We start from the raw sequence: 26601 nt of genomic DNA on the forward strand, positions 1-26601 counted from the left end.
GGAGCGCCGGGTGAGGAGCGCCACGGTCGGACTCGGTCGCCCACCGGGTGACGCCGCTCGGTCCGTGGTGGAGGGGTGCGCCTCGAGGGGCGTCGAGCACCGGAGCTGAGCGCCCATGTGCGAGGGAGGAGAGCGGAGGACCGCCGATGTGCCCCCAGTAGGATTCGAACCTACGCCCCTGCCTCCGGAGGGCAGTGCTCTATCCCCTGAGCTATGGGGGCCAGGAGTGCCTGACCACATTAGCACCCGGGCGGGGCAGGCCCCGACGCCGGGAGCGGTCCTCGCGCATGCCACGATGGAGCCATGCTGCGCACTGTCTCCGCCTCGCTGGATCTGCGTCTGAACGGCCCGACCGACCTGATCTTCCTGGTGGCGGCGACGCCCACGGGCGACTCGTTCGAGGACTCCTTCACCGTCCGGCTCGACGGGCAGGACGTGCCGGTGCGGGAGTTCCCGGCGCGGCACGGCGCCCGCGTGCACCGCGTCGCGGGGAACGAGGGCGACCTGCGGGTCGAGTACCGGGCGCGGGTCGCCGGCCACGGCGCTCCGGACGAGCCGAGCGAGCTCGAGCTCGTCGAGTACCTGCGGCCGAGCCGGTACGCCGAGGCGGACGTGCTCGGAGGGATCGCCCGGCGCGAGTTCGGGCGGGCCCGGGGCTTCGAGGCGCTGACGGCCGTCGAGGAATGGGTGCACGGCCACCTGTCGTACGTCTACGGCTCGACGGTCGGCACCGGGGGAGCGGCGCAGGTCATCGAGAGCGGCCAGGGCGTGTGCCGGGACTTCGCGCACACGGTCGCCGGGCTCCTCCGTGCTCTCGACATCCCCGCTCGGGTGACAGCGGTCTACGCGCCGGGCCTCGAGCCGCGGGACTTCCACGCTGTCACGGAGGCCTGGGTCGGCGGCGCCTGGCACGTCGTGGACGCGACCCGGCTGGCTCCGCGCGGGTCGATGCTGCGCATCTCGTCCGGCCGGGACACGGCCGACACCGCGTTCCTCAGCAGCTACCTGACGGACCTGCGCCTGACCGGGATGAGCGTGGAGGCCGACTGCGACGCGGCGCTCGTCGACGACCACGTCTCGCCGGTGCGCCTGGGCTGACGCCGGGGCTCAGCCGGCGAGGACGCCGATCGCCGACCGCACGAGCGGCTCGGGGTCGCCCGGCTCGACGAAGGAGGCGCTGGACGCCTCGATCCAGTACTCGCCGACGAAGGCGTCCGCGACGCCCCGCCCCTCGGCCACCTGGTAGTAGCCCTCGATCTCCGGCGGCTTGCCGTAGGTGGGGACGGCCTTGCTGGTGGTGAAGAACTCGTTCTTGAGCGCCTCGATCACCGCGGGGTCGAGGTGGGCCACGGCCAGCTGCAGCTCGGCGCCCGAATCGTCGGACCATCCGCAGACCAGGCCGTCGTACTGGGCGATCTCCTCGGAGACGGCGGTGGTCCCGATGCCGTCGTCCGGGGAGAATCCGCCCCACAGGCCCGCGAGCGCCGAGGCCGGGACCAGCTGCTCGCAGGCGAGGGGGATCGGCGTGCCGCTGACGGCGCCGCTCGCGCTCGGCTCCGGGTCGGCCGCTGGGGAGCAGCCGGAGAGGGCCGCCGCGGCGAGGGCGACGAGGAGGAGGGCGGCGGGACGGCGCATGCGTCGCACCCTAGCAACGCCGCCCTGCCGAGCGGCCCCGCGGTGCAGGAGGGACGGGGGGCGCGGGCGCGGCGGCCGGTAGAATCGCTCCCCGTGACTCCCGAACAGCTCGCCGCCTCCCTGCACGCCCTCGTCCTCGACGCCGTGCAGCGACGGGGGAGTGTTGCGGGCGTCGAGCTCTCGGACGTCGTGCTGGAGCGCCCGAAGAACCGCGACCACGGCGACTGGGCCTCGAACATCGCGATGAAGCTCGCGAAGCGGGTCGGCGCGAACCCGCGCGAGCTCGCCGCCGAGCTGGCCGAGGGGCTGGGCGCGGTCGAGGGCGTCGCCACGGTCGAGGTCGCCGGTCCCGGCTTCCTCAACGTCCGGCTCGAGGCCGCGGCCGCGGGCGCCCTTGCCGGCGCGATCGTCGAGGCGGGCGAGGCCTACGGCACCGGGTCCGCCTACGCCGGCGTCCGGATGAACCTCGAGTTCGTCTCCGCCAACCCCACCGGCCCCATCCACATCGGCGGGACGCGCTGGGCGGCGGTCGGCGACAGCCTGGCACGGATGCTCCTCTCGCAGGGCGCCGAGGTGACCCGCGAGTACTACTTCAACGACCACGGCGCGCAGATCGACCGCTTCACGCGGAGCCTCCTCGCCGCCCACCGCGGCGAGCCGACCCCGGAGGACGGCTACGGCGGCGCCTACATCGGCGACATCGCCGAGCGCGTCGCCGCCGCCTACCCGGGCGACCTCGCCGTCCTGCCCGAGGAGGAGCTCGCCGAGACCTTCCGCTCCATCGGCGTCGAGCTGATGTTCGGCGAGATCAAGCAGAGCCTGCACGAGTTCGGCGTCGACTTCGACGTGTACTTCCACGAGAACTCCCTGCACGAGTCGCGTGCCGTCGACCGCGCGATCGAGCGCCTCCGCGAGCTCGGGCACATCTTCGAGGCGGACGGCGCCACCTGGCTGCGGACCACCTCGTTCGGCGACGACCGCGACCGCGTCATCATCAAGAGCGACGGGGAGGCGGCCTACATCGCGGGCGACCTCGCCTACTACCTCGACAAGCGCGAGCGCGGCTTCGATCGGGCGATCATCATGCTCGGCGCCGACCACCACGGCTACATCGGCCGGATGATGGCGATGTGCGCGGCGTTCGGCGACACCCCGGGCGTGAACCTCGAGATCCTGATCGGCCAGCTGGTCAACCTGCTCCGCGACGGCGAGGCGGTCCGGATGTCCAAGCGGGCGGGGACCGTCGTCACGATGGAGGACCTCACGGAGGCCGTCGGCGTGGACGCCGCGCGCTACTCGCTGGTGCGCTCCTCGGCCGACTCGACCCTCGACATCGACCTCGACCTGCTGACCAAGCGGAGCAACGACAACCCCGTCTACTACGTGCAGTACGCCCACGCGCGCACCCGCCAGGTCGCGGCGAAGGCCGCGGCGTCGGGCGTCCCCGTCGAGCCGTTCGCGCCCGAGACGCTGGTGCATCCGACCGAGTCGGCGCTGCTCGGCGGCCTGCAGGAGTTCCCGCGCATCGTGGCGCACGCCGCGGAGCTGCGCGAGCCGCACCGCGTCGCGCGGTACCTCGAGGAGGTCGCCGGCCTCTACCACCGCTGGTACGACAACTGCCGGGTCGTGCCGCAGGGCGAGGACCCGGTCGAGGCCGTGCACTCGACCCGGCTGCGCCTGAACGAGGCGACCGGGCAGGTGCTCCGCAACGGGCTCTCCCTGCTGGGCGTCACGGCCCCGGACCGGATGTGAGCGCGTCGGGGGCGGCGCCGCGGCGCCGACGCGGGGGACGCGCGGCCGTGGTGGTCGTCGTAGTGCTGGTGCTGCTCGTGGTCGCGGCGGTGGTGGGCGACTCGCTCGCCCGCCGCGCCGTCGCGGACCGCGCCGCCGCGAGCCTCCGCGAGGCGCTCGCACTGCCCGCGGACCGGGCGGTGGACGTCGACGTCGCCGGCTGGGCCGTTCTCCCGCAGCTCGTCTCGGGGCGGCTGGACCGGCTCGACCTGCGCAGCTCGGACGTGACGTTCGGCGAGCTCGACGGCGACGTCGCCGCGACCCTGATCGGGGTGCCGGTGAGCGGCGTCGGAGCGGTCGAGTCCGGCAGCACGACGGTCGCGATCGACGCGGCCTCGGTCTCGCGGCTCGTCACCGAGCGCAGCACCGTACCTGTCGACGAGGTGACGCTGGACGCTCCGCTCGTGCGCGTGACCGCCTCCGTCGAGGTGCTGGGCCTCCGGCTCGGCGCGGGCGTGGGGATGGAGCTCGCCGCCGTGGACGGCGCCATCCGGCTGACCCCGGCCGAGGTCTCCGCCGCCGGTGCGACCTTCTCGGCGACCGACTTCCGCGACCGCTTCGGCGCCGTCTCCGGCGACCTGCTCGCTCCGTCGTCCGTGTGCATCGCGGACTCGGTGCCGCGCGGACTGACGCTGACCGGGGTCGAGGTCGCCGACGAGTCGCTGAACGCGAGCTTCGCGCTCTCTCCGACGTTCCTCAGCGACCCCGCGGAGCAGGAACCGGGCACCTGCGCCTGAGCCCGCGCGGCGCCGCCGCCCCGGACCGCTAGGATCGGAGCCCTGTGCCGGCGTCTTCCGCGGGCCGAACACTGACATCGCTGGCTTCAGGGGTCAATCCGGACCCGCTCGCCCCGCAGTGACGCTCCCACTCTCTCCTGTGAGGTCTCACCCGTGGACACCGTCGACGCCCGCGCCCGCGCCCCCCGGCATCCGCTCGCGCCTGATTGGCTGCTCACGCCCGCCGACCCGAACGCCCTGGCCGACGGCGTGTGGCCGGACAGCGCCGAGCGCGGCGAGGACGGCGGGATCCGGATCGCCGGAGTGCCCGTCGCCGAGCTGGTGCGCGAGCACGGCACTCCTCTCTACGTGGTGGACGAGGCCGACGCCCGCCGCCGGGCCGTCGAGATGCGCGAGGTCTTCGCCCGCGAGCTCGGCCGGATCGGCACCGGCGTCACGGTCTACTACGCGGGCAAGGCGTTCCTCTCGACCGAGGTCGCCCGCTGGATGCGCGACGAGGGCCTGAACCTCGACCTCTCCAGCGGCGGCGAGATGGCGGTGGCCCTCGCAGCCGGGATCGAGCCCGAGCGCTTCGGCCTCCACGGCAACAACAAGTCGCTCCGCGAGATCGACCGGGCCGTCGAGGTGGGCGCGGGCACGATCGTGCTCGACAGCCTCGTCGAGATCGAGCGCGTCGCAGCCGCGGCCGAGCGGCACGGCCGCGTGCAGGCGGTGCGCCTCCGGGTCAACAGCGGAGTGCACGCGCACACCCACGAGTTCCTCGCCACGGCGCACGAGGACCAGAAGTTCGGCCTCGCACTCGCCGACTGCCCGGCCGCGGTCGCCCGCATCCGCTCCTTCTCCTCCCTGCGGTTCCTCGGGCTGCACTGCCACATCGGATCCCAGATCTTCGGCTCCGCCGGGTTCGCGGAGTCGGCGTCGCGCCTGCTCGACGTCCACGCGGCTCTGCTCGCGGACGGCCCCGTGCCGGAGCTCAACCTCGGCGGCGGCTTCGGCATCGCCTACACCAGCGCCGACGACCCGACGCCGATCGCCGAGATCGCGGCCGCCGTCGCCGACGCGGTGGCCGAGCAGTGCGCCGCCCGCGGTGTCCCGGTGCCGCACATCGCGATCGAGCCCGGCCGCTCGCTGATCGGGCCCGCCGGCGTCACCCTCTACGAGGTGGGCACCGTGAAGGACGTGACAGTCGGCTCCGAGGGCTCGACCGCGGTCCGCCGCTACGTCAGCGTCGACGGCGGCATGAGCGACAACGCCCGTCCGGCGCTCTACGGCGCCGACTACACGGCGCGGATCGCCGACCGCTCCTCCTCGGCCGAGCCCGCCCTCGTGCGGGTGGCCGGGAAGCACTGCGAGTCGGGCGACATCGTCGTCCACGACGACTTCCTGCCCGCGGACGTGCGGCCGGGCGACCTGCTCGCCGTCGCCGCGACCGGCGCCTACTGCTGGTCGCTCGCCAGCAACTACAACTACCTCGGGCGCCCCCCGGTGGTCGCCGTCCGCGACGGGCGCTCGCGCGTCCTCGTGCGCGGCGAGACCGAGGAGGACCTCCTCCGCCGCGACGCCGGCATCGAACGAAAGGCCACCTCCCGATGATCGAGTACCGCAGCCTCCGCGTCGCCCTGCTGGGCGCCGGGTCCGTCGGTGCCCAGGTGGCGCGCCTCCTGCTCGACCACGGCGACGAGCTCGCCCAGCGCGTCGGGGCGCCGCTGGAGCTCGTGGGCGTGGCCGTCAGGGACGTGGACGCGCCCCGCACCGCCGACATCCCGAAGCACCTGCTCACCACCGACGCCGAGTCGCTGATCCTGGGCGCCGACATCGTGGTCGAGCTGATCGGCGGGCTCGAGCCCGCCCGCAGCCACATCCTCACGGCGATCTCGTCGGGCGCGGACGTGATCACAGCCAACAAGGCCCTGCTCGCCGCCCACGGCAACGAGCTCTTCGAGGCCGCCGATCAGGTGGGCGCCCAGCTCAACTACGAGGCGGCCGTCGCCGGCGCGATCCCGATCATCCGGCCGCTGCGCGACAGCCTCGCCGGCGACCGGGTCCACCGCATCCTCGGCATCGTGAACGGCACGACCAACTACATCCTCGACCGGATGGACACCGAGCACGCGAGCCTCGAGGACGCGCTCGCCCGCGCGACCGAGCTCGGCTACGCCGAGTCCGATCCGACCGCCGACATCGAGGGCTACGACGCGGCGCAGAAGGCGGCGATCCTCGCCCGCCTCGCGTTCCACACCGACGTCCCGGTCACCCTGGTGCACCGCGAGGGCATCACCGGCATCACGAAGGCGCAGGTCGACCAGGCCCGCGACTCCGGCTACGTGATCAAGCTGCTCGCGATCTGCGAGCGGCTGACCGACGCCAAGACCGGCGTGGAGGGCGTGTCCGCGCGGGTCTACCCCGCGCTCGTGCACCGCTCCCACCCGCTCGCGGCCGTGCACGGGGCCAACAACGCGGTCTTCGTCGAGGCGGAGGCGGCCGGCGACCTGATGTTCTACGGCGCCGGCGCCGGCGGGATCGAGACGGCCTCCGCCGTCCTCGGCGACGTCGTCTCGGCCGCCCGCCGCCACGTCGTCGGCGGCCCCGGCCTGGTGACCAGCGCGAGCTCCGGGCTCGCGGTCCTCCCGATCGGCCACGTCACCACCCGCTACCAGGTCACCCTCGAGGTGCTCGATCGCCCCGGCGTGCTCGCGCAGATCGCGGGCGTCTTCGCCGATCACGGCGTCTCGGTCGAGACCCTGGTGCAGACCCCGCCCGGCGCCGACCCGCTGGAGGAGCAGGGCGGTGCGGAGCGGCGCGAGCCGACCGCTACCCTGGTCATCGGCACGCACGCCGCGGCGGAATCCGATCTGGCGGCCACCGTCACCGCCCTCCATTCGCATGGTTTCGTCGGCGCCGTGACGTCCGTTCTACGAGTTGAAGGAGCCTGAGATGGCCAAGCAGTGGCGCGGAGTCCTGCACGAGTACGCGGACCGCCTCGATGTCACCGAGGCGACCCCGGTCATCACTCTCGGCGAGGGCGGCACGCCGCTCATCCCCGCGGCGGCGCTCTCGGCGCGCACGGGCGCGAAGGTGTGGGTCAAGTACGAGGGCATGAACCCGACCGGCTCCTTCAAGGACCGCGGCATGACCATGGCGATCTCGAAGGCCGTCGAGCACGGCGCGAAGGCCGTCATCTGCGCTTCGACCGGCAACACCTCCGCGTCGGCCGCCGCCTACGCGACGCACGCCGGCATCACCGCGGCCGTCCTGGTGCCGGAGGGCAAGATCGCCCTGGGCAAGCTCAGCCAGGCGATCGCGCACAACGCGCAGCTGCTGCAGGTGCAGGGCAACTTCGACGACTGCCTCGACATCGCCCGCGACCTCGCGAAGAACTACCCGGTCCACCTGGTCAACTCGGTGAACCCGGACCGCATCGCCGGCCAGAAGACCGCGGCCTTCGAGGTCGTCGAGGTGCTGGGCGATGCTCCGGACTTCCACATCGTCCCGGTCGGCAACGCGGGCAACTACACCGCCTACTTCCGCGGCTACTCGGAGGAGCTGGAGCGCGGCGAGTCGACCCGCCTCCCGCGCATGTTCGGCTTCCAGGCCGAGGGCTCCGCTCCGATCGTGCACGGCGCCCCGGTCCGCCACCCCGAGACGATCGCCAGCGCGATCCGGATCGGCAACCCGGCCTCGTGGGAGCTCGCCCTGAACGCGCGCACCGTCAGCGACGGCTACTTCGGCGCGATCAGCGACGAGAAGATCCTCGAGGCGTACCGCATCCTCGCGGGCGAGGTCGGCGTCTTCGTCGAGCCGGCGTCGGCGATCAGCGTCGCGGGGCTCCTCGAGCGCGCCGAGGCCGGAGCGATCCCGAAGGACGCCACCGTCGTCCTGACGGTCACCGGCCACGGGCTCAAGGACCCGCAGTGGGCGCTCCGCACGGCCGACGGCGCGGACATCACGCCGACCGTCGTCCCCGTCGACACCGCCGCGATCGCCGACGTGCTGGGGCTGGCCGGCGCATGACCTCGGCGGTTCCCGTCGGCCGCACCGTCCACGTCAAGGTCCCCGCCACCTCGGCGAACCTGGGCCCCGGCTTCGACACGCTCGGCCTGGCGCTCTCGTTCTACGACGAGCTCGACGTGACGGCCGTCGCGGCCACGGGTGCGCGGGTCACCGTGCACGGGGTCGGCGAGGGAGAGGTGGCGACCGACGAGACGAACCTCGTCGTGCAGGCCATCGCGTACACGTTCGCCGACCAGCGGCAGGAGATGCCCGGCATCGAGGTGATCGCGCGCAACATCATCCCGCACGGCCGCGGGATGGGCTCGTCCGGCGCCGCGATCGTCTCCGGCATCATGGCCGCGAAGGGCCTGCTCGAGGGCGTCGTCGAGCTCGACTCGGACGACCTCCTCCGCATCGCCACCGAGATGGAGGGGCACCCCGACAACGTGGCGCCCGCGCTGTTCGGCGGCCTCACCATCGCCTGGGTCGAGCCGCACGCCTCCGGCGCCGACGACTCGCCGCTGCGCCCGCGCTCCAAGAAGCTCATGGTCCACCGCGGCGTGTCCCCGGTCGTCTTCGTGCCCGAGCACACCATGTCGACGCGGCTGGCCCGCTCGCTGCAGCCGCAGAGCGTGCCGCACGAGGACGCGGTCTTCAACGTCTCGCGCTCCTCGCTCCTGATCGCCGCCCTCATCCAGAGCCCGGAACTGCTGTTCGCGGCGACCGAGGACAAGCTGCACCAGAACTACCGCGCGGCTGCCATGCCCGAGACCTCAGCGCTGATCGCGCTGCTGCGCTCGCACGGCTACGCGGCGGTCGTCTCGGGTGCGGGACCGAGCGTCCTGGTGCTCTGCAGCGACCCCGCGCAGCGCCTCGCCGCCGCGGATCTGGTGGAGCGGGAGGCCCCCACGCCGTGGCGCGCGCACATGCTGGCCGTCGACTTCAAGGGTGCTACAGTGGGGACCGCATCCCGAGGAACCGCGTAACGAGCGGAATCTGTCCGACGGATCGTCCCGACAACCACGGCCATCACATCGTGTGAAGGGCGCCCCTGCTCCTCTTGCAGACCGGCGCCTGGTCTCCGGGCCCTCTCCTCGCTCTCTGCGGCAGTCGGTCCCGGCGGCCGAGAGCATCGCGTGGATCAGAACACGCGATGGCACCGCACGGTCGATGAGCTCTCCCGGTGAGCACTCGTTCCCGGGGGGAAGGAACCCTCTCCAGTGACAGACGTCAACACCCACGGCTCGGCCGTGGACCTCACCGCCGACCTCTCCGGTCTGCGCGTCGCCGAGCTCCAGGCTCTCGCGACGCGGCTCGGCCTCGGCGGCGCCTCCAAGCTCCGCAAGGGCGAGCTGGTCCAGGCCATCTCGGACCTGCGCGCCGCCTCCGCCGAGGACGCGCCCGCCGCGATCGCCGACGCGGTCGGTCCGGACGACGCAGCGGTCGCCCCGGACGTCGACGCCACCGGCGTCGAGGCCGAGCCGGCCGATGTGGCCGAGCAGTCCGCTCCGCAGCCCGAGGCGCCGGCGGAGCTGCCGACGCCCGTCGAGAGCACCGAGGCCGACACGGCCGACGTCCTCGAGCAGGCCGCGCCCACCGTCGACGAGCCCTCCGCGACGGCCGCCGAGTCGGCCCCCGTCGAGCTCGAGCTCCCCGCGGCGGCCGAGCCGGTCGCCGAGCCCGCCGAGCGCGCGCCCCGCCGACGCAGCTCGCGCCGCGCCTCCAGCGGCACCGTCGCCGCCGGCGAGCACCTCAACATCCCCGGCGGGACCGGCGTCGAGTCGCTGATCCCCGACCTCCCCGTCATCGAGCAGGACCGCGACGCCGACCAGGCCGCGAAGCCCGTCATCGACATCGAGCTGCCCAACGGGCCGGAGTCGGACGACTCCTCCCGCGAGGGCGGCCAGCGCGAGCGCCGCGGACGCCGCCGCAGCCGCGGGGGCGCCTCCGAGCAGAGCGAGCAGGCCGAGCAGGCGCCCGCCGAGAACGACGCCGACTCCTCCGACTCCGGCGACCAGCAGGAGCAGCAGGGCGGCGACCAGCAGCAGAACGGCGACCAGCAGGGCACCGGCCGCGGTCGCAACCGCCGCAACCGGAACCGCAACCGCGGGGACGACCGCCAGAACGATGCTCAGCAGAGCCCCGCCGCGCAGTCCCAGCCGCAGAACGGTCAGGGCGCGCGCGCCGCGCAGTCCGAGGGCCAGCAGGCTCCTCAGCAGAACGGCTCCGGACAGCCCCAGAACGGCCAGCAGGCCGAGGGCGAGGACGGCCGCCGCAGCCGCTACCGCGACCGCAAGCGCCGCGGCGGAGCGATCGGCGACGACTTCGAGCCCGAGATCGGCGAGGACGACGTCCTCATCCCGGTCGCCGGCATCCTCGACGTCCTCGACAACTACGCCTTCGTGCGCACCACCGGGTACCTGCCCGGCGTCAGCGACGTCTACGTCTCCCTCGGCCAGGTCAAGAAGTACAACCTGCGCAAGGGCGACGCGGTCGTCGGCGCCATCCGCCAGCCCCGCGAGGGCGAGGGCGGCGGCCGCCAGAAGTACAACGCGATCGTCCGCGTCGACTCGATCAACGGCCAAACCGTCGAGGAGGCCGCTGCGCGCGTCGAGTTCCAGAAGCTCACGCCGCTCTACCCGACCGAGCGCCTGCGCCTCGAGACGGAGCCCGGCAAGCTGACCCAGCGGATCATCGACCTGGTCGCCCCGATCGGCAAGGGACAGCGCGGCCTGATCGTCGCGCCGCCCAAGGCCGGCAAGACCATCGTCCTGCAGCAGATCGCCAACGCGATCGTGCAGAACAACCCCGAGGTCCACCTGATGGTCGTCCTGGTCGACGAGCGTCCCGAGGAGGTCACCGACATGCAGCGCACCGTGCGCGGCGAGGTCGTCGCCTCCACCTTCGACCGCCCGGCCGAGGACCACACGACCGTCGCCGAGCTCGCGATCGAGCGCGCCAAGCGCCTGGTCGAGCTGGGCCACGACGTGGTCGTGCTGCTCGACTCCATCACCCGTCTCGGCCGCGCCTACAACGTGACCGCTCCTCCCTCGGGCCGCGTGCTCTCGGGCGGCGTGGACGCCTCGGCGCTGTACCCGCCGAAGAAGTTCTTCGGCGCGGCGCGCAACATCGAGAACGGCGGCTCGCTCACCATCCTCGCGACGGCGCTCATCGAGACCGGCTCGAAGATGGACGAGGTGATCTTCGAGGAGTTCAAGGGCACCGGCAACATGGAGCTCCGCCTCTCCCGTCACCTCGCCGACAAGCGGATCTTCCCCGCCGTCGACGTGAACGCCTCCGGCACGCGCCGCGAGGAGATGCTGCTCAGCGCCGACGAGGTCAAGATCACCTGGAAGCTGCGCCGCGCCCTCGCCGGGCTCGACCAGCAGCAGGCTCTGGAGATCATCCTGTCGCGCCTCAAGGAGACCTCGTCCAACGTCGAGTTCCTCATGCAGGTCTCGAAGTCGGCCGTCGGCCCGGCCACCGCCGGCCACGGCAACGGCCACCACTAGCGCCCCGACGTCCGCGGTCGCCCCTGTCACCGGGGGCGGCCGCGGGCGTTTTCGCGTCCCCGGGCGATGAGCCCGACCCCGACCACCTCCGGAAGCCAGGACCCCATGTTCGAATCCGTCAGCGTCCTCCTCGCCGAGCACGAGGACCTGCAGACGCAGCTCTCCGACCCGGCCCTTCACGCCGATGCCGCCCGCGCCAAGAAGGTCAACCGGCGCTACGCGGAGCTGAGCCAGATCAAGTCGGCCCACTCCGCCTGGATCCAGGCCGGCGAGGACCTCGAGGCCGCGCGCGAGCTCGCCCGCGAGGACGAGGCCTTCGCGGAGGAGGTCCCCGAGCTGGAGGAGTCGCTGCGGGTGGCGCAGGAGAAGCTGCGGCGCCTGCTCATCCCGCGCGACCCCGACGACGGCCGCGACGTCATCATGGAGATCAAGGGCGGCGAGGGCGGAGCCGAGAGCGCGCTGTTCGCAGCCGACCTCCTCCGGATGTACCTCCACTACGCCGAGGCGAAGGGCTGGAAGACGGAGATCCTGGACCGCGACGAGTCCGACCTCGGCGGCTACAAGAACGTGCAGGTCGCGATCAAGAGCAACGCCACCGATCCCTCGCAGGGCGTGTGGGCGCACCTCAAGTACGAGGGCGGCGTGCACCGGGTGCAGCGCGTCCCCGTGACCGAGTCGCAGGGGCGGATCCACACCTCCACCACGGGCGTGCTCGTGTTCCCCGAGGTGGACGCGCCCGAGGAGGTCGCGATCAACCAGAACGACCTGAAGATCGACGTCTACCGCTCCTCCGGTCCCGGCGGGCAGTCCGTCAACACGACCGACTCCGCCGTGCGGATCACCCACCTCCCGACCGGCATCGTCGTGTCGATGCAGAACGAGAAGAGCCAGCTGCAGAACCGTGAGGCGGGCATGCGCGTGCTGCGCGCCCGCATCCTGGCCCGCCAGCAGGAGGAGATCGCCGCGGCGGCTTCGGACGCGCGCAAGACGCAGATCCGCACGATGGACCGCTCCGAGCGCATCCGGACCTACAACTTCCCCGAGAACCGCATCGCCGACCACCGCACCGGCTACAAGGCGTACAACCTCGACGGAGTGATGAACGGCGCGCTCGACCCGGTGGTGGAGAGCGCCATCCAGGCCGACGAGGAGGCCCGCCTGGCCGACATCGGCTCCGAGGAGGCGTGACCCTCGTGACCACCGGTGTCGACGCGCGCACCCTCCTCGCGGACGCGGTCGCCCGCCTCGCCGCCGCCCGCGTCCCCACGCCGGACGTCGACGCGGAGCTGCTTCTCGGGCACCTCCTCGGGCTCGGCCGCGGCCGGCTGCAGGCGCGCCTCATCACGGGGTTGAGCGTCGACGAGGAGCACGCCGCGGCGTTCGCGAGCGCGATCGAGCGCCGGTCGGCTCGCGAGCCGCTGCAGCACATCACCGGGATCGCGCCGTTCCGCTCGCTCGAGCTCGCGGTCGGACCCGGCGTGTTCGTCCCGCGACCCGAGACCGAGGGCGTCGCTCAGATCGCGATCGACGCGCTCCGTGCGGTCGTCGACCCGGAGCCGATCGCCGTCGACCTCGGCACGGGCAGCGGAGCCCTGGCGCTCGCGCTCGCGCACGAGGTGCCGCACGCGCGCGTGATCGGCGTGGAGAACGCTCCCGAGGCGTTCATCTGGGCCCGCGGCAACCGCGAGCGGCTCGGGCTCGAGAACGCCCGCATCGTCTTCGACGACCTCGCCCGCGCGCTTCCCGAGCTGGACGGCACCGTCTCGGTCGTCGTCTCGAACCCGCCCTACATCCCGGTCGCCGCCGTCCCGCGCGACCCGGAGGTGCGCCTGTTCGACCCGCCCTCGGCGCTCTACGGCGGCGAGGACGGCTTGGACGTCGTCCGCTCGCTCTCGGCGACCGCCCTCCGCCTGCTCCGCTCCGGCGGAGTGCTGGTGATGGAGCACGGCGAGCTGCAGGGCGCCGAGATCCGCGCCCTGCTCACCGCCGACGGCTGGCGCGGAGCGACCACGCAGCGCGACCTCACCGGCCGCGACCGCGCGACGGTGGCGGTGCGCTGAGGCGTCGCGGAGCTCTGCTAGCCTCAGCGGCGATCCGGTGGCCGCACCGGGCAGACAGGCTCGGGAGGCTCGCATCGTCCCTCCACGCGATCGGCCGCGCCGTCGGCTCCGCCGTCCGCTGCTGATCGTCCTGGCGGTCGTGGTGGTCGCGGCCCTCGTCGTGGTCGCCGTGCGGCTCCTCGAGCGGAGCGACGGAACTGCTCCCGTGGCCTGCGCGCCGTCGTCCGCCTCCGCGTCGCCCGCGCCTGCCATCGGCTCGGTCGACGACTACCTGGGCGGCCGGTCCTACCTCCGCGGCGTGAACGTGTTCGACCTGCAGTCGCGCGTCGACGTCGGAGTCGACTGCACCGCCGGGAATCCGGCCGAGAGCTACGAGTTCCTGGCGGACCGCGGACTCACCCTGGTCCGGCTCGCGGTGCCCTGGTCGCTCCTGCAGCCGCAGGCCGACGGGGAGAGCACCGACGACGCTCTGGCGAAGGGGCTCGATCCGGCGGCGGTCGCGCTGCTCCGGACCGAGATCGCCGCCATCGGCGCCGCCGGCATGCGGGTCGTGCTCGACCTGCACAACAACGGCACCTATCCGGCGAGCCAGGGCGATCTGCCCGAGGGGACCGTCTGGTTCGGATCCGGGCTCTCGGTATCCCAGGCGCAGAGGGTCTGGACCCTGCTCGCGGCGGAGTTCCAGGACGACGGACGCATCGCCGCCTACGACCTCTTCAACGAGGTGAAGCGGTCGCTGGTCCCCGTCGAGACCTACAAGGCCTACACGCAGGCCGTGGTGTCGGCCGTCCGGGGGACGGGCGATCGGCACACGATCTGGGTCGAGGGGATGCGGGAGGCGACGACGGGCACGGTCGCCGCGATCGCACCCGACGGGCCGTGGATCCAGGACCCGCTGGACCGGATCGTGTACTCGCAGCACTTCTACCCCGGCGGCACGGGCACGACCCTGCGCTCGGACAAGCAGGGCGGCACCGACGAGCAGGTCTTCGTGGCGGCGGTGACGACCTTCGGGCAGTGGTGCCGGCGGTACGGGGTGCACTGCTCGGTCGGGGAGGTCGGCTGGCCCAGCGATCAGAGCCTCTCTCTCACCGCGGGCGGCGCGGGCTCCTGGACGGACGTCGGCGAAGCCTTCTACACGGCCGCCGACAGCTACGGCCTCGACGTGACCTACTTCGGCTCCACGAGGAAGTCGGACTGCGGCTGGCTGATGGCCTACTGCGGCGACGATCACGAGATCGACGACGCGCGCTCCCAGAGCTCCGTGATCGAGGCGCACCTCACGCGCTGAGCGCAGTTGTCCCCCTCGTGGGAGGGGGTCTCCTCGAATAAGCCTCACTCGCGCCACCCGCCGACGACCCCTTCCGACAATGGGGGGCGCGGGGCTCTCCCCGCGCCCACGACCGCACGTCCGGGAGGCCCCCCTTGATCGGCGACCGAACCACTCACGAGAACCCGGGGCGTCCCGCCTCCCTCCTGCGTCGCGGTGTCCTCGCCGCCGGTGCGATCGGGGCGGTCGGCGCCTGGAGCGCCGCCGCGGCTCCCGCCGCCGAGGCCGCGGTCACGATCTCGCAGGGCGAGCTCGACCGGATCGCCGTGGTCGCCTCCGCCGCCCGCTTCTCGGGCATCGACGCGACTGGCGCGACGGACTCGAGCGCCGGCCTGCAGAAGGCGATGAACGCCGTCCCCGAGGGCGGTCTGCTGGTGATCCCGACCGGCACCTACCTCGTCGGGACCTCGCTCTACCCCCGGCTCGCCAAGTCCCTGCGGGTGAGCGCGCACGGGGCGACCCTCGTCGCCACCTCGTCGAAGCCGATCTTCTCGGTCTCCGGGGCCTACGGCGCCGTCCTCCCCGTCACCGCCGTGACGGTCGCCGCTCCGGCCGGAGCCTCCGCCGTGTCGCAGCTGAGCGTCGGCGGCACACCGGACTGGGCTCCCGGCACGATCGTGAAGATCGTGTCGGACGACCCGATCCCGGAGCGCCGGCCGGGGGACGGCGTCGTCGAGTCCCGCCTGGGCGAGTTCGCGGTCGTGCGCTCCTCGTCCGGATCGACGGTGGTGCTGGGCGGAGTGCTCCGCGAGACGTACAGCACCAACATCCGCGTCGCGCAGATCTCGGACCAGACCTTCTCGATCGAGGGAGGCACCCTGATGGTCGCGGCCGCGCGGGCGACCGCGTCGAACGAGCCCCTCGTCTACTTCTCCCGCCTGCGCTATCCGCAGCTGCGCTCGGTGACGGTCACCCGCGCCTCGGGCCCGGTCTTCCGCTTCACCTCCTGCTACGGATACCTCGTCGAGGACGCGGTCGTGCGCTTCGCGACCGACGACGCGGGCTCGTCGATCCTGGGGTACGGCGTCTCCGACGTCGGGAGCAGCTTCGGCCAGGTCGACCGCGGCGTGTACTCGCATGTGCGCCACTCCTACTCCGACGACACCAACCGCGTCGCGGCCAATAGCGATCTCGCCGGCTACGGCCGCACCTACGGCACGGTCGTCTCGGGAGTGAACGCGCTGATGACCACCTCGAGCGCCTTCGACACGCACCACTGCTCGGAGGGAGTGACCTTCATCGGCTGCACGGCCACCTCCGGCATCGGCCAGGGCAGCCAGGGGCAGTCCGGGTACCAGCTGCGGGGGATCGGGCACCGGGTCGTGGACTGCACGGCCCGCTTCGTCGAGAACGGCGTGATCGTGCAGGACGAGGCCAAGGGCGGGGACTCGCGCTCGCATCAGATCAACGGATTCCGCGCGTTCGACGCCCGGGGAGCCGCGGTGCGCGTCGTCCGTCGACCCGCCGGGCACCCGAGCGCCGGCGTCTTCGACCCCTCGCCGACGGTGACGGCCTCAGACATCTACGCCGAGCGAACCGGAGCGCTGCTGGTCAGCTACAACGCCTCGGTCGTGCTGGCCGGAGGCGTGTTCCGCGCGGGCGCGAGCAATCCCGGCACCGGCGATTACCACGGCATCTACTCCGAGAACAGCCTGCTGCGGATCCGCGACACCATCCTCGACTTCGAGGCCAACACCTCCGGCACGCCCCGGCCCATCGGCTCGGGCAGCACAGCGGGCGCGGTCCCGGGTCAGCAGCGCACGGAGATCGACGGACTGGAGGTGCGCAGCACGCCCGACGTGGTCGCCCGCACATGGGGCGTCTTCAGCGGAACGGACCACCTGGTGCGCGCCCGCAATGTGCGGTTCAGCTACCCGTTCCGCTACATGCCGGGGGAGAACCTGTCGCCCCAGTCGTCCATCGAGTGGCGGTGCGACGTGCCCGCCGACGGAGCGACCGAGGTCGCCACGTCCGGCGTCTTCGTCTGGGGCAACAACGAGGTCACGACGACCCAGAAGCGCCTGCCGCTCTCACCCGACCCGGTGATCATGGTGCGACTGGTGTCCACGAACACGCTCACGATGGCGGCCCTGCCTTCGGGCTCCGTCTTCGGTCAGCGGCTGCACCTGCTGCACGCCGGGGCGCGTCCGGTCACCGTGCGCCACGGTGCGGCGGGCGGCACCGCGCTCACCGGTGGTCAGGACGTCGCCGTCGATCCGGGCGGGCAGCTGCTGCTGTTCTGGGACGGCGGGGCCTGGCGGCAGTCGGTCTAGCCGTCCGGCTGCACGGTCGGCCGGCGTCCGAGCGTGCGCCGCGTCAGCGGAGGAGGTGCTGCCGGCGCCGCTTCGGCGATTCGGCCTTCGACGGCAGCACCGGAGGCGTCTTCGCGCGACGGGCCGCGACGGCCACGGCGAAGACCAGCGGCCAGAGCGCGAGGGGCACGCCGGGGTTCGAGAAGTGGCTGTGGATGGTGGAGATCACCACGAGCACGACCAGCAGGATCGTCACCGGGAACACGGCCGCGGCTCCGAGCATCCGGCGGGAGCGGAGCACGACGGCGAACGCGACCAGCAGCAGCAGGACCTCGGGGAGGAGACCGAGGACCCCGCTCGCGATCAGCGTGCGCATCCACTCGGACTCGGGCGACACCCACACCAGCGAGGACGGCCGCACGGGCCAGCCCTTCTCGACGGCCGAGTAGACCTGGGTGCCCCAGCCGCTGAGCGGACGCTTCGCGATGGCGGGGAGGGTCTCCGTCACCCAGATGTTGACTCGGTAGCCGATGGTCTGCGGCAGCCAGGAGTATTGGGCGATCGCGTACTGCGACTGCCCGGACTGCTGCTCCAGGCGTGCGGCGATGCTCTGCCCGAGCACGAGCCATCCGGCCGCCAGCACGGCCACCCCCGAGAGCACCAGGACGGGGCGGGCCTTCAGCCGCAGGGCCGTGAGAGCCAGGATGACCGCTGCGGCGCCGATCGTCGCGAAGGTCAGCGTCGTGACGGCGCCCGCGAAGATCACGGTGAGGGCCGCGACCGGCCAGGGGGCGAGCTTCGTGCCCGCGGAGCTGATGATCAGGTCGACGCAGGACGCCGCGATCACGCAGGCGAGGTACCCGCCGAGAGCGGTCCAGTGGCCGATCGTCGACGTGCCCCGGATGTCCCAGCCGCTCGAGAGCCGCTCGGCGAGACCGCCGGAGCTCGTGATCTGCACCAGCACCTCGTTGACGCCGGGCACGCGCAGCAGCTGCGCGATCGCGATCAGCGCGACGAGCACGCCCGGTGCGCTGAACCCCCGGAGGAACGGCGCCAGGTCCGACGGAGCGCGGACGACCATCCGGACCGGGAAAGTGGCCGCATAAGCGACACCGACAGTGAGGAGCACGCCGATGAAAGGCGAATGCCTCAACTCGCCCGAATTCACGAGCTCGAGCATTCCCCAGGCGATGAGGAGAAGAAGGAAGGAGTAGTCGAGAGAAGTCAGTCTCACTCGGGCGAGAGGAGCCCTGTCCTTCCAGAGGAGTGCCGTGAGGAAGGACAGCCCCACGAGCAGCATGCTCACTCCCTGGAAAGGGCCGAGAGCGTTGACCTGGACTCCGACGAGTCCTGCCGCGGAGCCCAGGAGCACGCCCACCAGAAGCGGCCGTCTCGCTCGTCGAGGATCACTCGAGGGCATTCCGCGTCGCGCGACTCTCTGCCGCCCGTTGGGGGGGACAAGCGCTGATCGATTGTTCGAGATGGGATCGTCTTCCGTCGAGAGCGCGGGCGCCGCTCGCTAGCGGGGATATCACGCGGTGAGGCAGATGTGCCGAGTGCCGTTAGTCTAGGTCGGCGTCGTGATTCTCGCATGCCGCAGGACGAGGAGAGCATACTTCTGTGCCGAAGATCGACGTGGTCCACTGGAATCCCGCACAGCCGATCAGTCGCGCCCCCTGGGCTCGATTCGTGCCGATCCGCAGGAGAGTCGACAACTTCGGCGATCTGCTCGGCCCGATGATCGTGGAGCGGATCCTGCAGCGCGAGGGGATCTCACCCGGCTCCGCGCTCGAGCGCCGCCGACTGCTCGCCGTGGGGTCGATCCTCAAGCTCGCCCGCGACGGGGACACCCTGTGGGGCATCGGGGCGAACGGCAAGTCGCTGGACGCACGATTCGACTTCACCGACCTCGACGTCCGAGCCGTCCGCGGTCCTCTGACCCGCGGCTTCCTCCGCGCCCGGGGCATCGCCGTCCCCGAGGTCTACGGCGACCCGGGCCTGCTCGTCGGCACCCTCTGGGGTCGTGACGAGCTGCGCCGCGGCACTCCCGACCGCCGGGTGACCGTCCTCCCCAACTTGAACGATCTCCGTCGGATGCGCGCCGACGGGACCGCCCCGCGGCCGGAGGACGGCCTCGTCGAGCCGACGCGCCCCGTCCTCGAGGTGCTGGGCGCGATCGCCGCGAGCGACCTCGTCGTCGGTTCGTCCCTGCACGCGATCGTCGTGGCGGAGTCGCTGGGGATCCCGGCTCGGCTGGTGGCCTCGGCGAGCGAGCCCGACTTCAAGTACCGGGACTACTACGAGGGCTCCGGACGCGCGGGCTTCACTCCGGCCGCGACCGTCGCCGAGGCGATCCAGGCGGGGGGTGAGCCGCCCCTGGACTGGCGTCCGGACGCGCTGCTCGCGGCCTTCCCGCGCGATCTCTGGGGGAGCGTCGTCGAGGCTGCGCGGTGACGATCGCCGGTGACGCCGCCCGCGGCGCCGCTGCCACGCTCGGCGGGCAGTGGATCCGCTTCGTCCTGCAGCTGGGCGCGCTCGCGGTCCTCGCGCGGCTTCTGAGCCCGGACGACTACGGAGTGGTCTCCATGGTGCTGGCCATCGCCGGAGTCGCGACGCTCCTGGGCGACTTCGGGCTCTCCATGGCGTCGATCCAGTCCAGCGACGTGACCGACGCCCAGCGCAACAACCTGCTCTGGATCAACGTCCTCCTCGGGCTGGTGCTGGGCGGGATCGTGTTCCTGCTCGCAGTGCCGATCGCGGCGTTCTACGGGCGCGACGAGCTCGTCCCGGTCTGCCAGGCGCTGTCCGCGGTGTTCGTGGTCAACTCCGTCACGGCCCAGTTCAAGGCCGAGGTCTCCCGCCGCTTCCGGTTCCGCTGGCTCGCCGCCTCCGATGTGCTGGCGCAGCTCGTCGCCTCCACGGGCGCGGTCCTGCTCGCGCTGTCGGGAGCGGGCTACTGGGCCCTCGTCGCCCAGCAGCTGCTGGTCGCGGTCACGACCCTGGTCGTCCTGGTGATCGGTGCCGGCTGGCTGCCCGGCCTGCCCTCGCGCACGCAGGGCATGCGCGCGTTCCTCGGCTTCGGCGCGAACACGGTCGGGGTGCAGCTGGTCAACTACATCAGCGGCAACGCCGACAGCGTGCTGATCGGTCGGGTCTGGGGAGCCGGCGCGCTGGGCGTCTACGACCGCGCCTACCAGATCTTCCGGATGCCGCTCCAGCAGATCGCCGCGCCCATGACCAGGGTCGCCTTCCCCGTGCTCTCGCGGATGAAGGACAGCCCGGAGTTCGAGCGGTACGTGCAGCGGGCCCAGCTCGTGCTCGCCTACGTCATGGGCGGAGTCTTCTTCGCGGCAGCCGCGCTCGCCGACCCGATCATCGAGATCGCGCTCGGCCCCGGCTGGGACGAGTCGAAGACGATCTTCCGGATCCTCGCGATCGGCGGCGTCTTCCAGGCGCTCGGGTTCGTCTACTACTGGGTGTTCCTGGCGAAGGCGCTGACCGGGCTCCAGCTGCGGTTCAGCATCGTCTCGCGCTCGCTCATGGTCGTCTTCATGGCGATCGGAGTGGTGTGGGGGCCGATCGGCGTCGCGATCGGCAGCACCGCCGGCCTCGTCCTGAACTGGGTGGTGCTCTCGTTCTTCGCGGTGCCGCGCGCCGGCATCGACGTGAGGGCGCTCCTCCTGCAGGCCTGCCGTCCGCTCGCGCTCGGTGTCGCGATCGTCGTCGCCTCGCTGCCCGCGCTGGCTTTGACCGCCGGGCTCGGCGCCCTGGGCCAGCTGCTGATCGTGGGCGCGATCGACCTGGCGATCGCCGGGCTCGCTGTCCTCCTCCTCCGGGCCTACCGGGAGGACGCGCGGCTCCTCCAGCGGACCGTCCTGGCGATCCGCCGACGCTGAGGTCGCCGACGTCGCGGAGGGCGCCCGGCCCGGGCGCCCCGGCGGTCAGAGGGTCAGCGACCTGCGGAGCCCGGCGAGGCGCTCCCGCCCGACAGCGAGGTCGGCCAGGAGCCGGTCCCTCTGACCGAGCAGCGCCTGCGCCCGCTCCACGGCGTCGGTCTCGCCGGTGACGTCCTTCTCAGCGAAGGCCACCGGCAGGGTCGTGACTGCGGCGAACGTTCGGCGCACCTTCTCCGGGTCGCTCGTGGTGAAGCCGATCGGGACGGCGCCCTCGGTCATCCCGAGGATGAGGGCGTGGATCCGGTCGCTGACGACCGCGGCGCAGTCGCGGTAGAGCTCGCGCACCCGCTCCTCGTGGTCGGCGTGCGAGACGGAGGCGTCCCAGCCCAGGACGGTGCCGTCCAGGTCGCGGGCGAGCTCGGCGCAGCGCTGCTCGTCCTCCTGCATCTGATCGACGACGACGATGCGGGCGTCGAGCGAGCGGGCGAGTGCGCGCACCGTCCCGAGCCAGACCGCGGTCGGGGCCGGACGGTCGCCCCTCAGCGCGACGGCGATCGTGCGGCGCTGATCCGCGGGACGGAACCGCTCGGGCGCGCTGCCCAGCGCGAAGGCCCAGTCCGGAGCGACGGTCCCGACGCCCAGATCGGCACGGCTGTCGGGGTCGCGCCAGCTGATCGTCCCGGTCAGGGAGAGCATGCGTCGGAACCACCGGCGGGGGAGGGCTCCCTGGTCCCGCCGCAGCGCGATGCCGAGCGCGACGGGGCGGCCGCCGCCGAGGCGCGAGCGGGTCAGCAGCGCCGTCTGCCAGGCGGAGTTGACGAGGAAGCGGCGATCGAGGACCCATTCGCCCGCGTTCAGCGCGAAGCCCATGCGGGAGCCGCGCGGGCCGACGGCGAGGGCGGCACGGAGCCAGCTCGAGCGGGAGTGGTAGACCACGTCCTCCGTGGACAGGCCCAGGCCCGAGATGTACGCGGAGTGGGTGCCGGCGTAGACGTGCAGCTGTCCCTGATCGCGCAGTGCGTCGAGGTACGCCCGGCGGAGCACCGAGTCGCCCAGGTTCTCCTTCTGGCCGCTCGGGTTGACGAAGATGCGGGTGCTCATGAGGTCCCTCTTGTTCGGCGGGCACGAGCGACGGGGGCGTCGACCGCGAGGTGGTAGGCGCGGGCGTAGGACGCGCCGACGGCGCTCCAGTCGCGTCCCGCGAGGACGGGTCCCGATGCGGGGAGATCGGCGGTCGCACGGACGGCGGCGAGCAGGTCGTCGCGGTCGATCCCGCCGTCGAACATGCGCACCCACTCCTGCCCGACCTCGTCGGCGAGCAGGACGTTCGCCGGGGTGCGCGGCACGAGGACGGGGCGGCCGAGCGACAGCGCGACCAGCAGGATGCCCGAGTTGTGCATCTCGGTGTAGGGGAGGATCACCAGCTGCGACGAGGTCATCTCGGCGACCATCTCCTCGTCCGGCACGAAGCCGAAGCGCGTCGTGACCCGGGCGTCGAGGGAAGCGGCCCGGGCGATCCGCTCGGCGAGGGCGGCGGGCGCCTTGCCGACGACGCCGAGGACGAGCTCCGGATCGTCCAGCTCCCGGAAGACCTCGACCAGGCGCTCGACGTTCTTGTAGGGCTCGATGCGGCCGAAGTACAGCAGGCGTCCCGGTTGCATCGGGGCGCTGTGCTCGAGCGGGAGCACGTCCCGGTAGTGGCCGTGCGGGATGAGGACGGAGCGTGCACTCCCCGGCACCGGCGTCACCCCCGTCAGGGTCACGAAGAGGTCCGTGCGGCGCTCGAGAGCGGACAGGAGCGCCGTCTCGATGCGACCCCCGGGGGCGTGCGGCTCGAGATTGTGCAGAGTGCGGACCACTTTTCCCCGAGAAAGCGACGATCGAGCGATAAAGAGCGCGAACAATGCCGTCCGCACCGCGGCTATCGGCTTCGATCTCCCTCTCATCAGGAATTCCGGCCAGTGGACGTGGAACACGTCCCATCTGCCGATCAAAGCCTTTCTCCAGGAGAAGAAGGAGAAGTCGATATCCTCTGGAGCGAAGCGCGTCACCTGGTCGACGAATCGTGTGGTTCCGTCCGGCGGAGCGACGGAGAGGAGGACTCGGACGGTATTCCTCTTCGGGGCCGGATCGGTCACGCGTCATTCCCTTTCGAAGTGTTCAGGATATGGAGTCCCATTCGGGAATCCGACGATTGTCGGTCGGACGAACGGGTGTCATGCCCTCGTCCCGCACTGTCTGTAATACTCGACGAACCGAGGTGAAGGCTAATCGAACGGGTTCGCGGGCGAGGTGAACGATTCTCGCCGTCATGACCCCCCAACGGGTAGCCGTACCGGTCTCGGTCCCGAATTCCCCGGTGTTACCGTCAAGTGATCCGTCTGGAGACCCTCGCCCCGTGAAAGCACTGTATCTATCCGGCGCTCCGCGCCTGTCGACCAAGCCCTCCACCGAGAGTCTGGGCCCGCGCTCGCACATTCTCGGCGTGATCAACGGCTTGGAGCAGAGCGGCGTCCGGGTCGAGCGCTTCATCGTCGGCGACGCGATGCCGGAGGCGGTGCACGGGCAGGGGTCGGAGAGCCGCATGTCCGGCTCGCGCCTGTCCATCGTGGCGACCGACGTCTTCCGGCTGGTCTCCCGGGTGCGCTCGCGCTTCCAGCTGAAGCGCCGGGTCTCCGGGTCGACCGCCGACTTCGCCTACGAGCGGTACGCGCTCTTCCAGGAGCTCGGCTCCCTCGCCCGTCGCGCCACCGGGGCCGTCTGGGTCCTGGAGGTCAACGCCCTCCTCGCCGTCGAGGCGACCAGCGAGCGACGGGCGACCACCAGCCGCGCGCTCGCCGAGTGGATGGAGGGACGCACTCTCCGCCGCGCCGATCTGATCGTCGCCGTCACGGACGCCCTCGCCGACCAGCTCACCGCCCGGTACGGCATCCCCCGGGAGCGCATCCTCGTCGTCGCCAACGGCGTCGACCACACCGTGCACCGCCCCGCAGAGATCGTGGACGGGACCCGCACCCCGAGGATCGGGTTCCTCGGCACGCTCTACCCGTGGCAGAACGTCTCCTCGCTGGTCGAACTGCTGGCCTCGGAGGACCTGGGCGAGGTCCACCTCGACATCGCCGGCGACGGACCGGTCCGCGCCGACCTGGAGAGGCAGGTCCACGAGCTCGGCCTCGCGGATCGCGTCACCTTCCGCGGACGGGTGCACCCCGACGACGTCCCCGCCTTCCTCGCCGGCGTCGACCTCTGCTTCGCCGGACACTCCAGCGCCAACGGCAGCTACTTCTCCCCGCTGAAGCTCTGGGAGTACCTCGCCGCGGGCAAGCCGGTGGTCGCGAGCCGGCACGACGTGACGGCGGGCCTCCAGCGCGAGGGCTATCCCGTCGTCTGCTACGACTCGGCAGGAGAGGAGGACCTGCGCAGTGTCCTCACCGAGAGCGTCCGCTCGCTGCCGGAGCTCTCCCGGGTCGCCGCCGACCGTCAGCGCGACGTCTGGGCCGAGCACTCGTGGGCCCGCCGCGTCGAGACCATCGTCACCTCCGTGAAGGAGACCGCATGACAGCCGCTGCGCGCACTGCGCTCCCCTTCGACCTCGGTCATGTGGACGCCCGGACCGCTCCGGAGATGATCGCCGAGATCCTCGCCGGCGAGCACCGCGGCCGCATCATCGGGAACCTCAATCTGCACGGGCTCTACATGGCGCAGACCGACGAGCACTTCCGCCGGTTCTGCGAGAAGGCCGACACCGTGCTGATCGACGGCTGGCCGATCCTGGCGCTCGCCCGAGGAACGGCGGTCGACTCGCCTCTGACTCCGCAGCACCGCATCGGCAGCACCGACTGGCTGTTCCCGCTGATCGAGAACGACGAGCCTCTGGTGGTGGTCGCTGTGGGCGGCACGCCGGAGTCCTCGGCCGCAGCGGCGGAGGCGGTCGCCGCCCGCACGTCCCGGATGACCTGGCTCGCGTACGACGGATTCGACCAGCAGTGGCACGGCATCGGCGAGGAGCTGCCGCTCGCCGAGTCGCTCGCCCGTGCCGATCTCGTCCTGGTCGGGATGGGCATGCCCCGCCAGGAGCGCTGGATCCTGGAGAACCGGGACCTCGCCCCGCGGGCGGCGTTCGCGAACGTGGGGGGCTGCCTCGACTACATCGCCGGCACGCAGGCGCTCGCCCCGCGGTGGATGGGCGCCCTGGGCGTGGAGTGGCTGTTCCGCCTGGCGCGCGACCCGCGCCGCCTCGCGGCTCGCTACCTCCTCGAGCCGCTGCAGCTGCTCCGCATCGTCCTGTCCGGCCGGTCCCGCGCGAAGCGGACGCCCGGCCCGTGCGACTCTCCGCGGCCGTCCGGCCGGGTGTCGACCGGAGTCGGTCCGCACTGATCCCCGCCGGCGGGCCGCCTCAGGCCTGAGCGGAGTACTTCTTCTCGGTGGCGGCCTTCGCGGGGCGCCACCAGTCCTCGTTGGCGCGGTACCAGTCGATGGTGGCGGCGAGTCCGGCGTCGAAGTCGGTGTAGCGGGGGCGCCAGTCGAGTTCGGTGCGCAGGCGGGTGGAGTCGATGGCGTAGCGGAGGTCGTGTCCGGCGCGGTCGGTGACGTGGTCGAAGGCGTCCTCGGGTTGTCCGAAGGCGGTGAGGATGCGGGTGACGACGTCGAGGTTGCTCTTCTCGCCGTCGGCGCCGATGAGGTAGGTCTCGCCGATCTCGCCGCGGTCGATGATGGCCCAGACACCGGTGTTGTGGTCGTCGACGTGGATCCAGTCGCGGACGTTGGCGCCGGTGCCGTAGAGCTTGGGGCGGATGCCGTCGATGGCGTTGGTGATCTGGCGGGGGATGAACTTCTCGACGTGCTGGTAGGGGCCGTAGTTGTTGGAGCAGTTGGAGATCGTGGCGCGCACGCCGAAGGAGCGCACCCAGGCGCGCACGAGGAGGTCGCTGGCTGCCTTGGTCGAGGAGTAGGGGCTGGAGGGGTTGTAGGGGGTGTGCTCGGTGAAGCGCGCGGGGTCCTCGAGCTCGAGGTCGCCGTACACCTCGTCCGTCGAGATGTGGTGGTACCGCACGTCGTGCGCGCGCACCGCCTGCAGGAGCGCGAAGGTGCCGATGACGTTCGTCGCGAGGAAGGGCGTCGGGTCGTGCAGGGAGTTGTCGTTGTGCGACTCCGCGGCGAAATGGACCACCAGATCCGCGTCGGCGACCAGCCGGTCCACCAGCTCGGCGTCGGCGACGTCGCCCTCGACCAGCCGCACTCGGTCGGCGACGGGGGCGAGGGAGTCGCGGCTGCCCGCGTAGGTGAGCTTGTCGAGCACGGTGATCCGCGCGTCGGGACGCTCGCGCAGGGTCAGGTGGACGAAGTTGCTGCCGATGAAGCCGGCACCGCCGGTGACGAGGATCCGCACGGGTTCTCC

The 26601-nt window shown here is 72.1% G+C and carries 21 protein-coding genes and 1 tRNA gene; 16 read left to right on the plus strand and 6 right to left on the minus strand.

Going from position 1 to position 26601, the window contains the following annotated elements; all coding sequences use genetic code 11:
- Positions 1-149: 149 nt before the first annotated feature.
- Positions 150-221, minus strand: a tRNA-Arg gene (locus tag C5C10_RS01300).
- An 82-nt stretch (positions 222-303) separates the two neighbouring features.
- Here C5C10_RS01300 and C5C10_RS01305 point away from each other — a divergent pair.
- On the plus strand, positions 304-1098 hold the full coding sequence (locus C5C10_RS01305; protein ID WP_104232730.1) for a transglutaminase family protein: 795 nt from the start codon (positions 304-306) through the stop codon (positions 1096-1098).
- Between the two features lie 9 nt (positions 1099-1107).
- Here the strand turns inward: C5C10_RS01305 and C5C10_RS01310 are convergent, their stop codons facing one another.
- Positions 1108-1635: a hypothetical protein gene (locus C5C10_RS01310; protein WP_104237561.1), complete on the minus strand. Its 528-nt coding sequence runs from the start codon at positions 1633-1635 to the stop codon at positions 1108-1110.
- Positions 1636-1728: 93 nt separating this feature from the next.
- Between C5C10_RS01310 and argS the strand changes: the two genes are divergently transcribed.
- The 11 genes from argS to C5C10_RS01365 all read left to right on the plus strand — a co-directional run bounded on the left by argS (position 1729) and on the right by C5C10_RS01365 (position 17328).
- Positions 1729-3387, plus strand: coding sequence for an arginine--tRNA ligase (gene argS, locus C5C10_RS01315; protein ID WP_104328324.1), 1659 nt, complete (start codon positions 1729-1731; stop codon positions 3385-3387).
- Between the two features lie 47 nt (positions 3388-3434).
- The gene (locus tag C5C10_RS01320; RefSeq protein WP_104262485.1) at positions 3435-4163 is read left to right on the plus strand and encodes an LmeA family phospholipid-binding protein; all 729 of its coding nucleotides are present in this window, start codon (positions 3435-3437) and stop codon (positions 4161-4163) included.
- Positions 4164-4316: 153 nt separating this feature from the next.
- Positions 4317-5756 (plus strand): diaminopimelate decarboxylase, encoded by a 1440-nt coding sequence (lysA, locus tag C5C10_RS01325; protein ID WP_104328325.1) that lies wholly within the window; start codon positions 4317-4319, stop codon positions 5754-5756.
- Positions 5753-7096: a homoserine dehydrogenase gene (locus tag C5C10_RS01330; RefSeq protein ID WP_104223002.1), complete on the plus strand. Its 1344-nt coding sequence runs from the start codon at positions 5753-5755 to the stop codon at positions 7094-7096. Before lysA ends, C5C10_RS01330 begins: the two co-directional genes overlap by 4 nt.
- Position 7097: 1 nt before the next feature.
- Positions 7098-8174, plus strand: coding sequence for a threonine synthase (gene thrC / locus C5C10_RS01335; protein ID WP_104223003.1), 1077 nt, complete (start codon positions 7098-7100; stop codon positions 8172-8174).
- On the plus strand, positions 8171-9139 hold the full coding sequence (thrB, locus tag C5C10_RS01340) for a homoserine kinase (protein ID WP_104223004.1): 969 nt from the start codon (positions 8171-8173) through the stop codon (positions 9137-9139). The genes thrC and thrB overlap by 4 nt, the downstream gene beginning before the upstream one ends.
- 234 nt (positions 9140-9373) lie before the next feature.
- Positions 9374-11665 carry a transcription termination factor Rho gene (gene rho, locus C5C10_RS01345; protein WP_104249567.1) on the plus strand — a complete coding sequence of 764 codons (2292 nt, stop codon included), beginning with the start codon at positions 9374-9376 and terminating at the stop codon, positions 11663-11665.
- A 105-nt stretch (positions 11666-11770) separates the two neighbouring features.
- The gene (gene prfA, locus C5C10_RS01350; protein WP_104225564.1) at positions 11771-12853 is read left to right on the plus strand and encodes a peptide chain release factor 1; all 1083 of its coding nucleotides are present in this window, start codon (positions 11771-11773) and stop codon (positions 12851-12853) included.
- Positions 12850-13725, plus strand: a complete 876-nt coding sequence (gene prmC, locus C5C10_RS01355; RefSeq protein ID WP_104328326.1) for a peptide chain release factor N(5)-glutamine methyltransferase — start codon at positions 12850-12852, stop codon at positions 13723-13725. Before prfA ends, prmC begins: the two co-directional genes overlap by 4 nt.
- A 139-nt stretch (positions 13726-13864) precedes the next feature.
- Positions 13865-15016, plus strand: coding sequence for a glycoside hydrolase family 5 protein (locus tag C5C10_RS01360; protein ID WP_181073355.1), 1152 nt, complete (start codon positions 13865-13867; stop codon positions 15014-15016).
- A 134-nt stretch (positions 15017-15150) separates the two neighbouring features.
- Positions 15151-17328, plus strand: a complete 2178-nt coding sequence (locus tag C5C10_RS01365; protein WP_104328328.1) for a hypothetical protein — start codon at positions 15151-15153, stop codon at positions 17326-17328.
- A gap of 43 nt (positions 17329-17371) precedes the next feature.
- On the opposite strand, the gene C5C10_RS01370 is transcribed toward C5C10_RS01365, so the two are convergent.
- The gene (locus C5C10_RS01370) at positions 17372-18685 is read right to left on the minus strand and encodes an O-antigen ligase family protein (RefSeq protein WP_181073356.1); all 1314 of its coding nucleotides are present in this window, start codon (positions 18683-18685) and stop codon (positions 17372-17374) included.
- A gap of 242 nt (positions 18686-18927) precedes the next feature.
- Between C5C10_RS01370 and C5C10_RS01375 the strand changes: the two genes are divergently transcribed.
- Both C5C10_RS01375 and C5C10_RS01380 read left to right on the plus strand, forming a co-directional pair.
- A complete protein-coding gene (locus C5C10_RS01375) occupies positions 18928-19761 on the plus strand; it encodes a polysaccharide pyruvyl transferase family protein (protein ID WP_104328330.1) in 834 nt (277 codons plus the stop codon).
- Complete coding sequence (locus C5C10_RS01380) at positions 19758-21203, plus strand: lipopolysaccharide biosynthesis protein (protein ID WP_181073357.1); 1446 nt, start codon at positions 19758-19760, stop codon at positions 21201-21203. The genes C5C10_RS01375 and C5C10_RS01380 overlap by 4 nt, the downstream gene beginning before the upstream one ends.
- Positions 21204-21248: 45 nt before the next feature.
- On the opposite strand, the gene C5C10_RS01385 is transcribed toward C5C10_RS01380, so the two are convergent.
- Together C5C10_RS01385 and C5C10_RS01390 are read right to left on the minus strand one after the other, a co-directional pair.
- The gene (locus C5C10_RS01385; protein WP_104328332.1) at positions 21249-22304 is read right to left on the minus strand and encodes a polysaccharide pyruvyl transferase family protein; all 1056 of its coding nucleotides are present in this window, start codon (positions 22302-22304) and stop codon (positions 21249-21251) included.
- Positions 22301-23062, minus strand: coding sequence for a glycosyltransferase (locus tag C5C10_RS01390; RefSeq protein ID WP_181073358.1), 762 nt, complete (start codon positions 23060-23062; stop codon positions 22301-22303). Before C5C10_RS01390 ends, C5C10_RS01385 begins: the two co-directional genes overlap by 4 nt.
- 452 nt (positions 23063-23514) lie before the next feature.
- Here C5C10_RS01390 and C5C10_RS01395 point away from each other — a divergent pair, with 452 nt between their 5' ends.
- Both C5C10_RS01395 and C5C10_RS01400 read left to right on the plus strand, forming a co-directional pair.
- Positions 23515-24762, plus strand: a complete 1248-nt coding sequence (locus C5C10_RS01395; RefSeq protein ID WP_104249575.1) for a glycosyltransferase — start codon at positions 23515-23517, stop codon at positions 24760-24762.
- Positions 24759-25580, plus strand: coding sequence for a WecB/TagA/CpsF family glycosyltransferase (locus C5C10_RS01400; protein WP_104328334.1), 822 nt, complete (start codon positions 24759-24761; stop codon positions 25578-25580). The genes C5C10_RS01395 and C5C10_RS01400 overlap by 4 nt, the downstream gene beginning before the upstream one ends.
- A gap of 19 nt (positions 25581-25599) precedes the next feature.
- Here the strand turns inward: C5C10_RS01400 and rfbB are convergent, their stop codons facing one another.
- A complete protein-coding gene (gene rfbB / locus C5C10_RS01405) occupies positions 25600-26592 on the minus strand; it encodes a dTDP-glucose 4,6-dehydratase (protein WP_104328335.1) in 993 nt (330 codons plus the stop codon).
- Positions 26593-26601: the final 9 nt, after the last annotated feature.

Origin of the sequence: Rathayibacter sp. AY1A3, from assembly GCF_002930975.1 — a bacterium.
Taxonomy (GTDB): Bacteria; Actinomycetota; Actinomycetes; order Actinomycetales; family Microbacteriaceae; genus Rathayibacter.

Bases quoted from the DNA above. Each gene is read 5' to 3' on its own strand.
- C5C10_RS01305 (WP_104232730.1), top strand. From the start codon at position 304: ATGCTGCGCACTGTCTCCGCCTCGCTGGATCTGCGTCTGAACGGCCCG.
- C5C10_RS01310 (WP_104237561.1), bottom strand. From the start codon at position 1,635: ATGCGCCGTCCCGCCGCCCTCCTCCTCGTCGCCCTCGCCGCGGCGGCC.
- C5C10_RS01330 (WP_104223002.1), top strand. From the start codon at position 5,753: ATGATCGAGTACCGCAGCCTCCGCGTCGCCCTGCTGGGCGCCGGGTCC.
- thrC (WP_104223003.1), top strand. From the start codon at position 7,098: ATGGCCAAGCAGTGGCGCGGAGTCCTGCACGAGTACGCGGACCGCCTC.
- thrB (WP_104223004.1), top strand. From the start codon at position 8,171: ATGACCTCGGCGGTTCCCGTCGGCCGCACCGTCCACGTCAAGGTCCCC.
- prfA (WP_104225564.1), top strand. From the start codon at position 11,771: ATGTTCGAATCCGTCAGCGTCCTCCTCGCCGAGCACGAGGACCTGCAG.
- C5C10_RS01385 (WP_104328332.1), bottom strand. From the start codon at position 22,304: ATGAGCACCCGCATCTTCGTCAACCCGAGCGGCCAGAAGGAGAACCTG.
- C5C10_RS01395 (WP_104249575.1), top strand. From the start codon at position 23,515: ATGACCCCCCAACGGGTAGCCGTACCGGTCTCGGTCCCGAATTCCCCG.
- C5C10_RS01400 (WP_104328334.1), top strand. From the start codon at position 24,759: ATGACAGCCGCTGCGCGCACTGCGCTCCCCTTCGACCTCGGTCATGTG.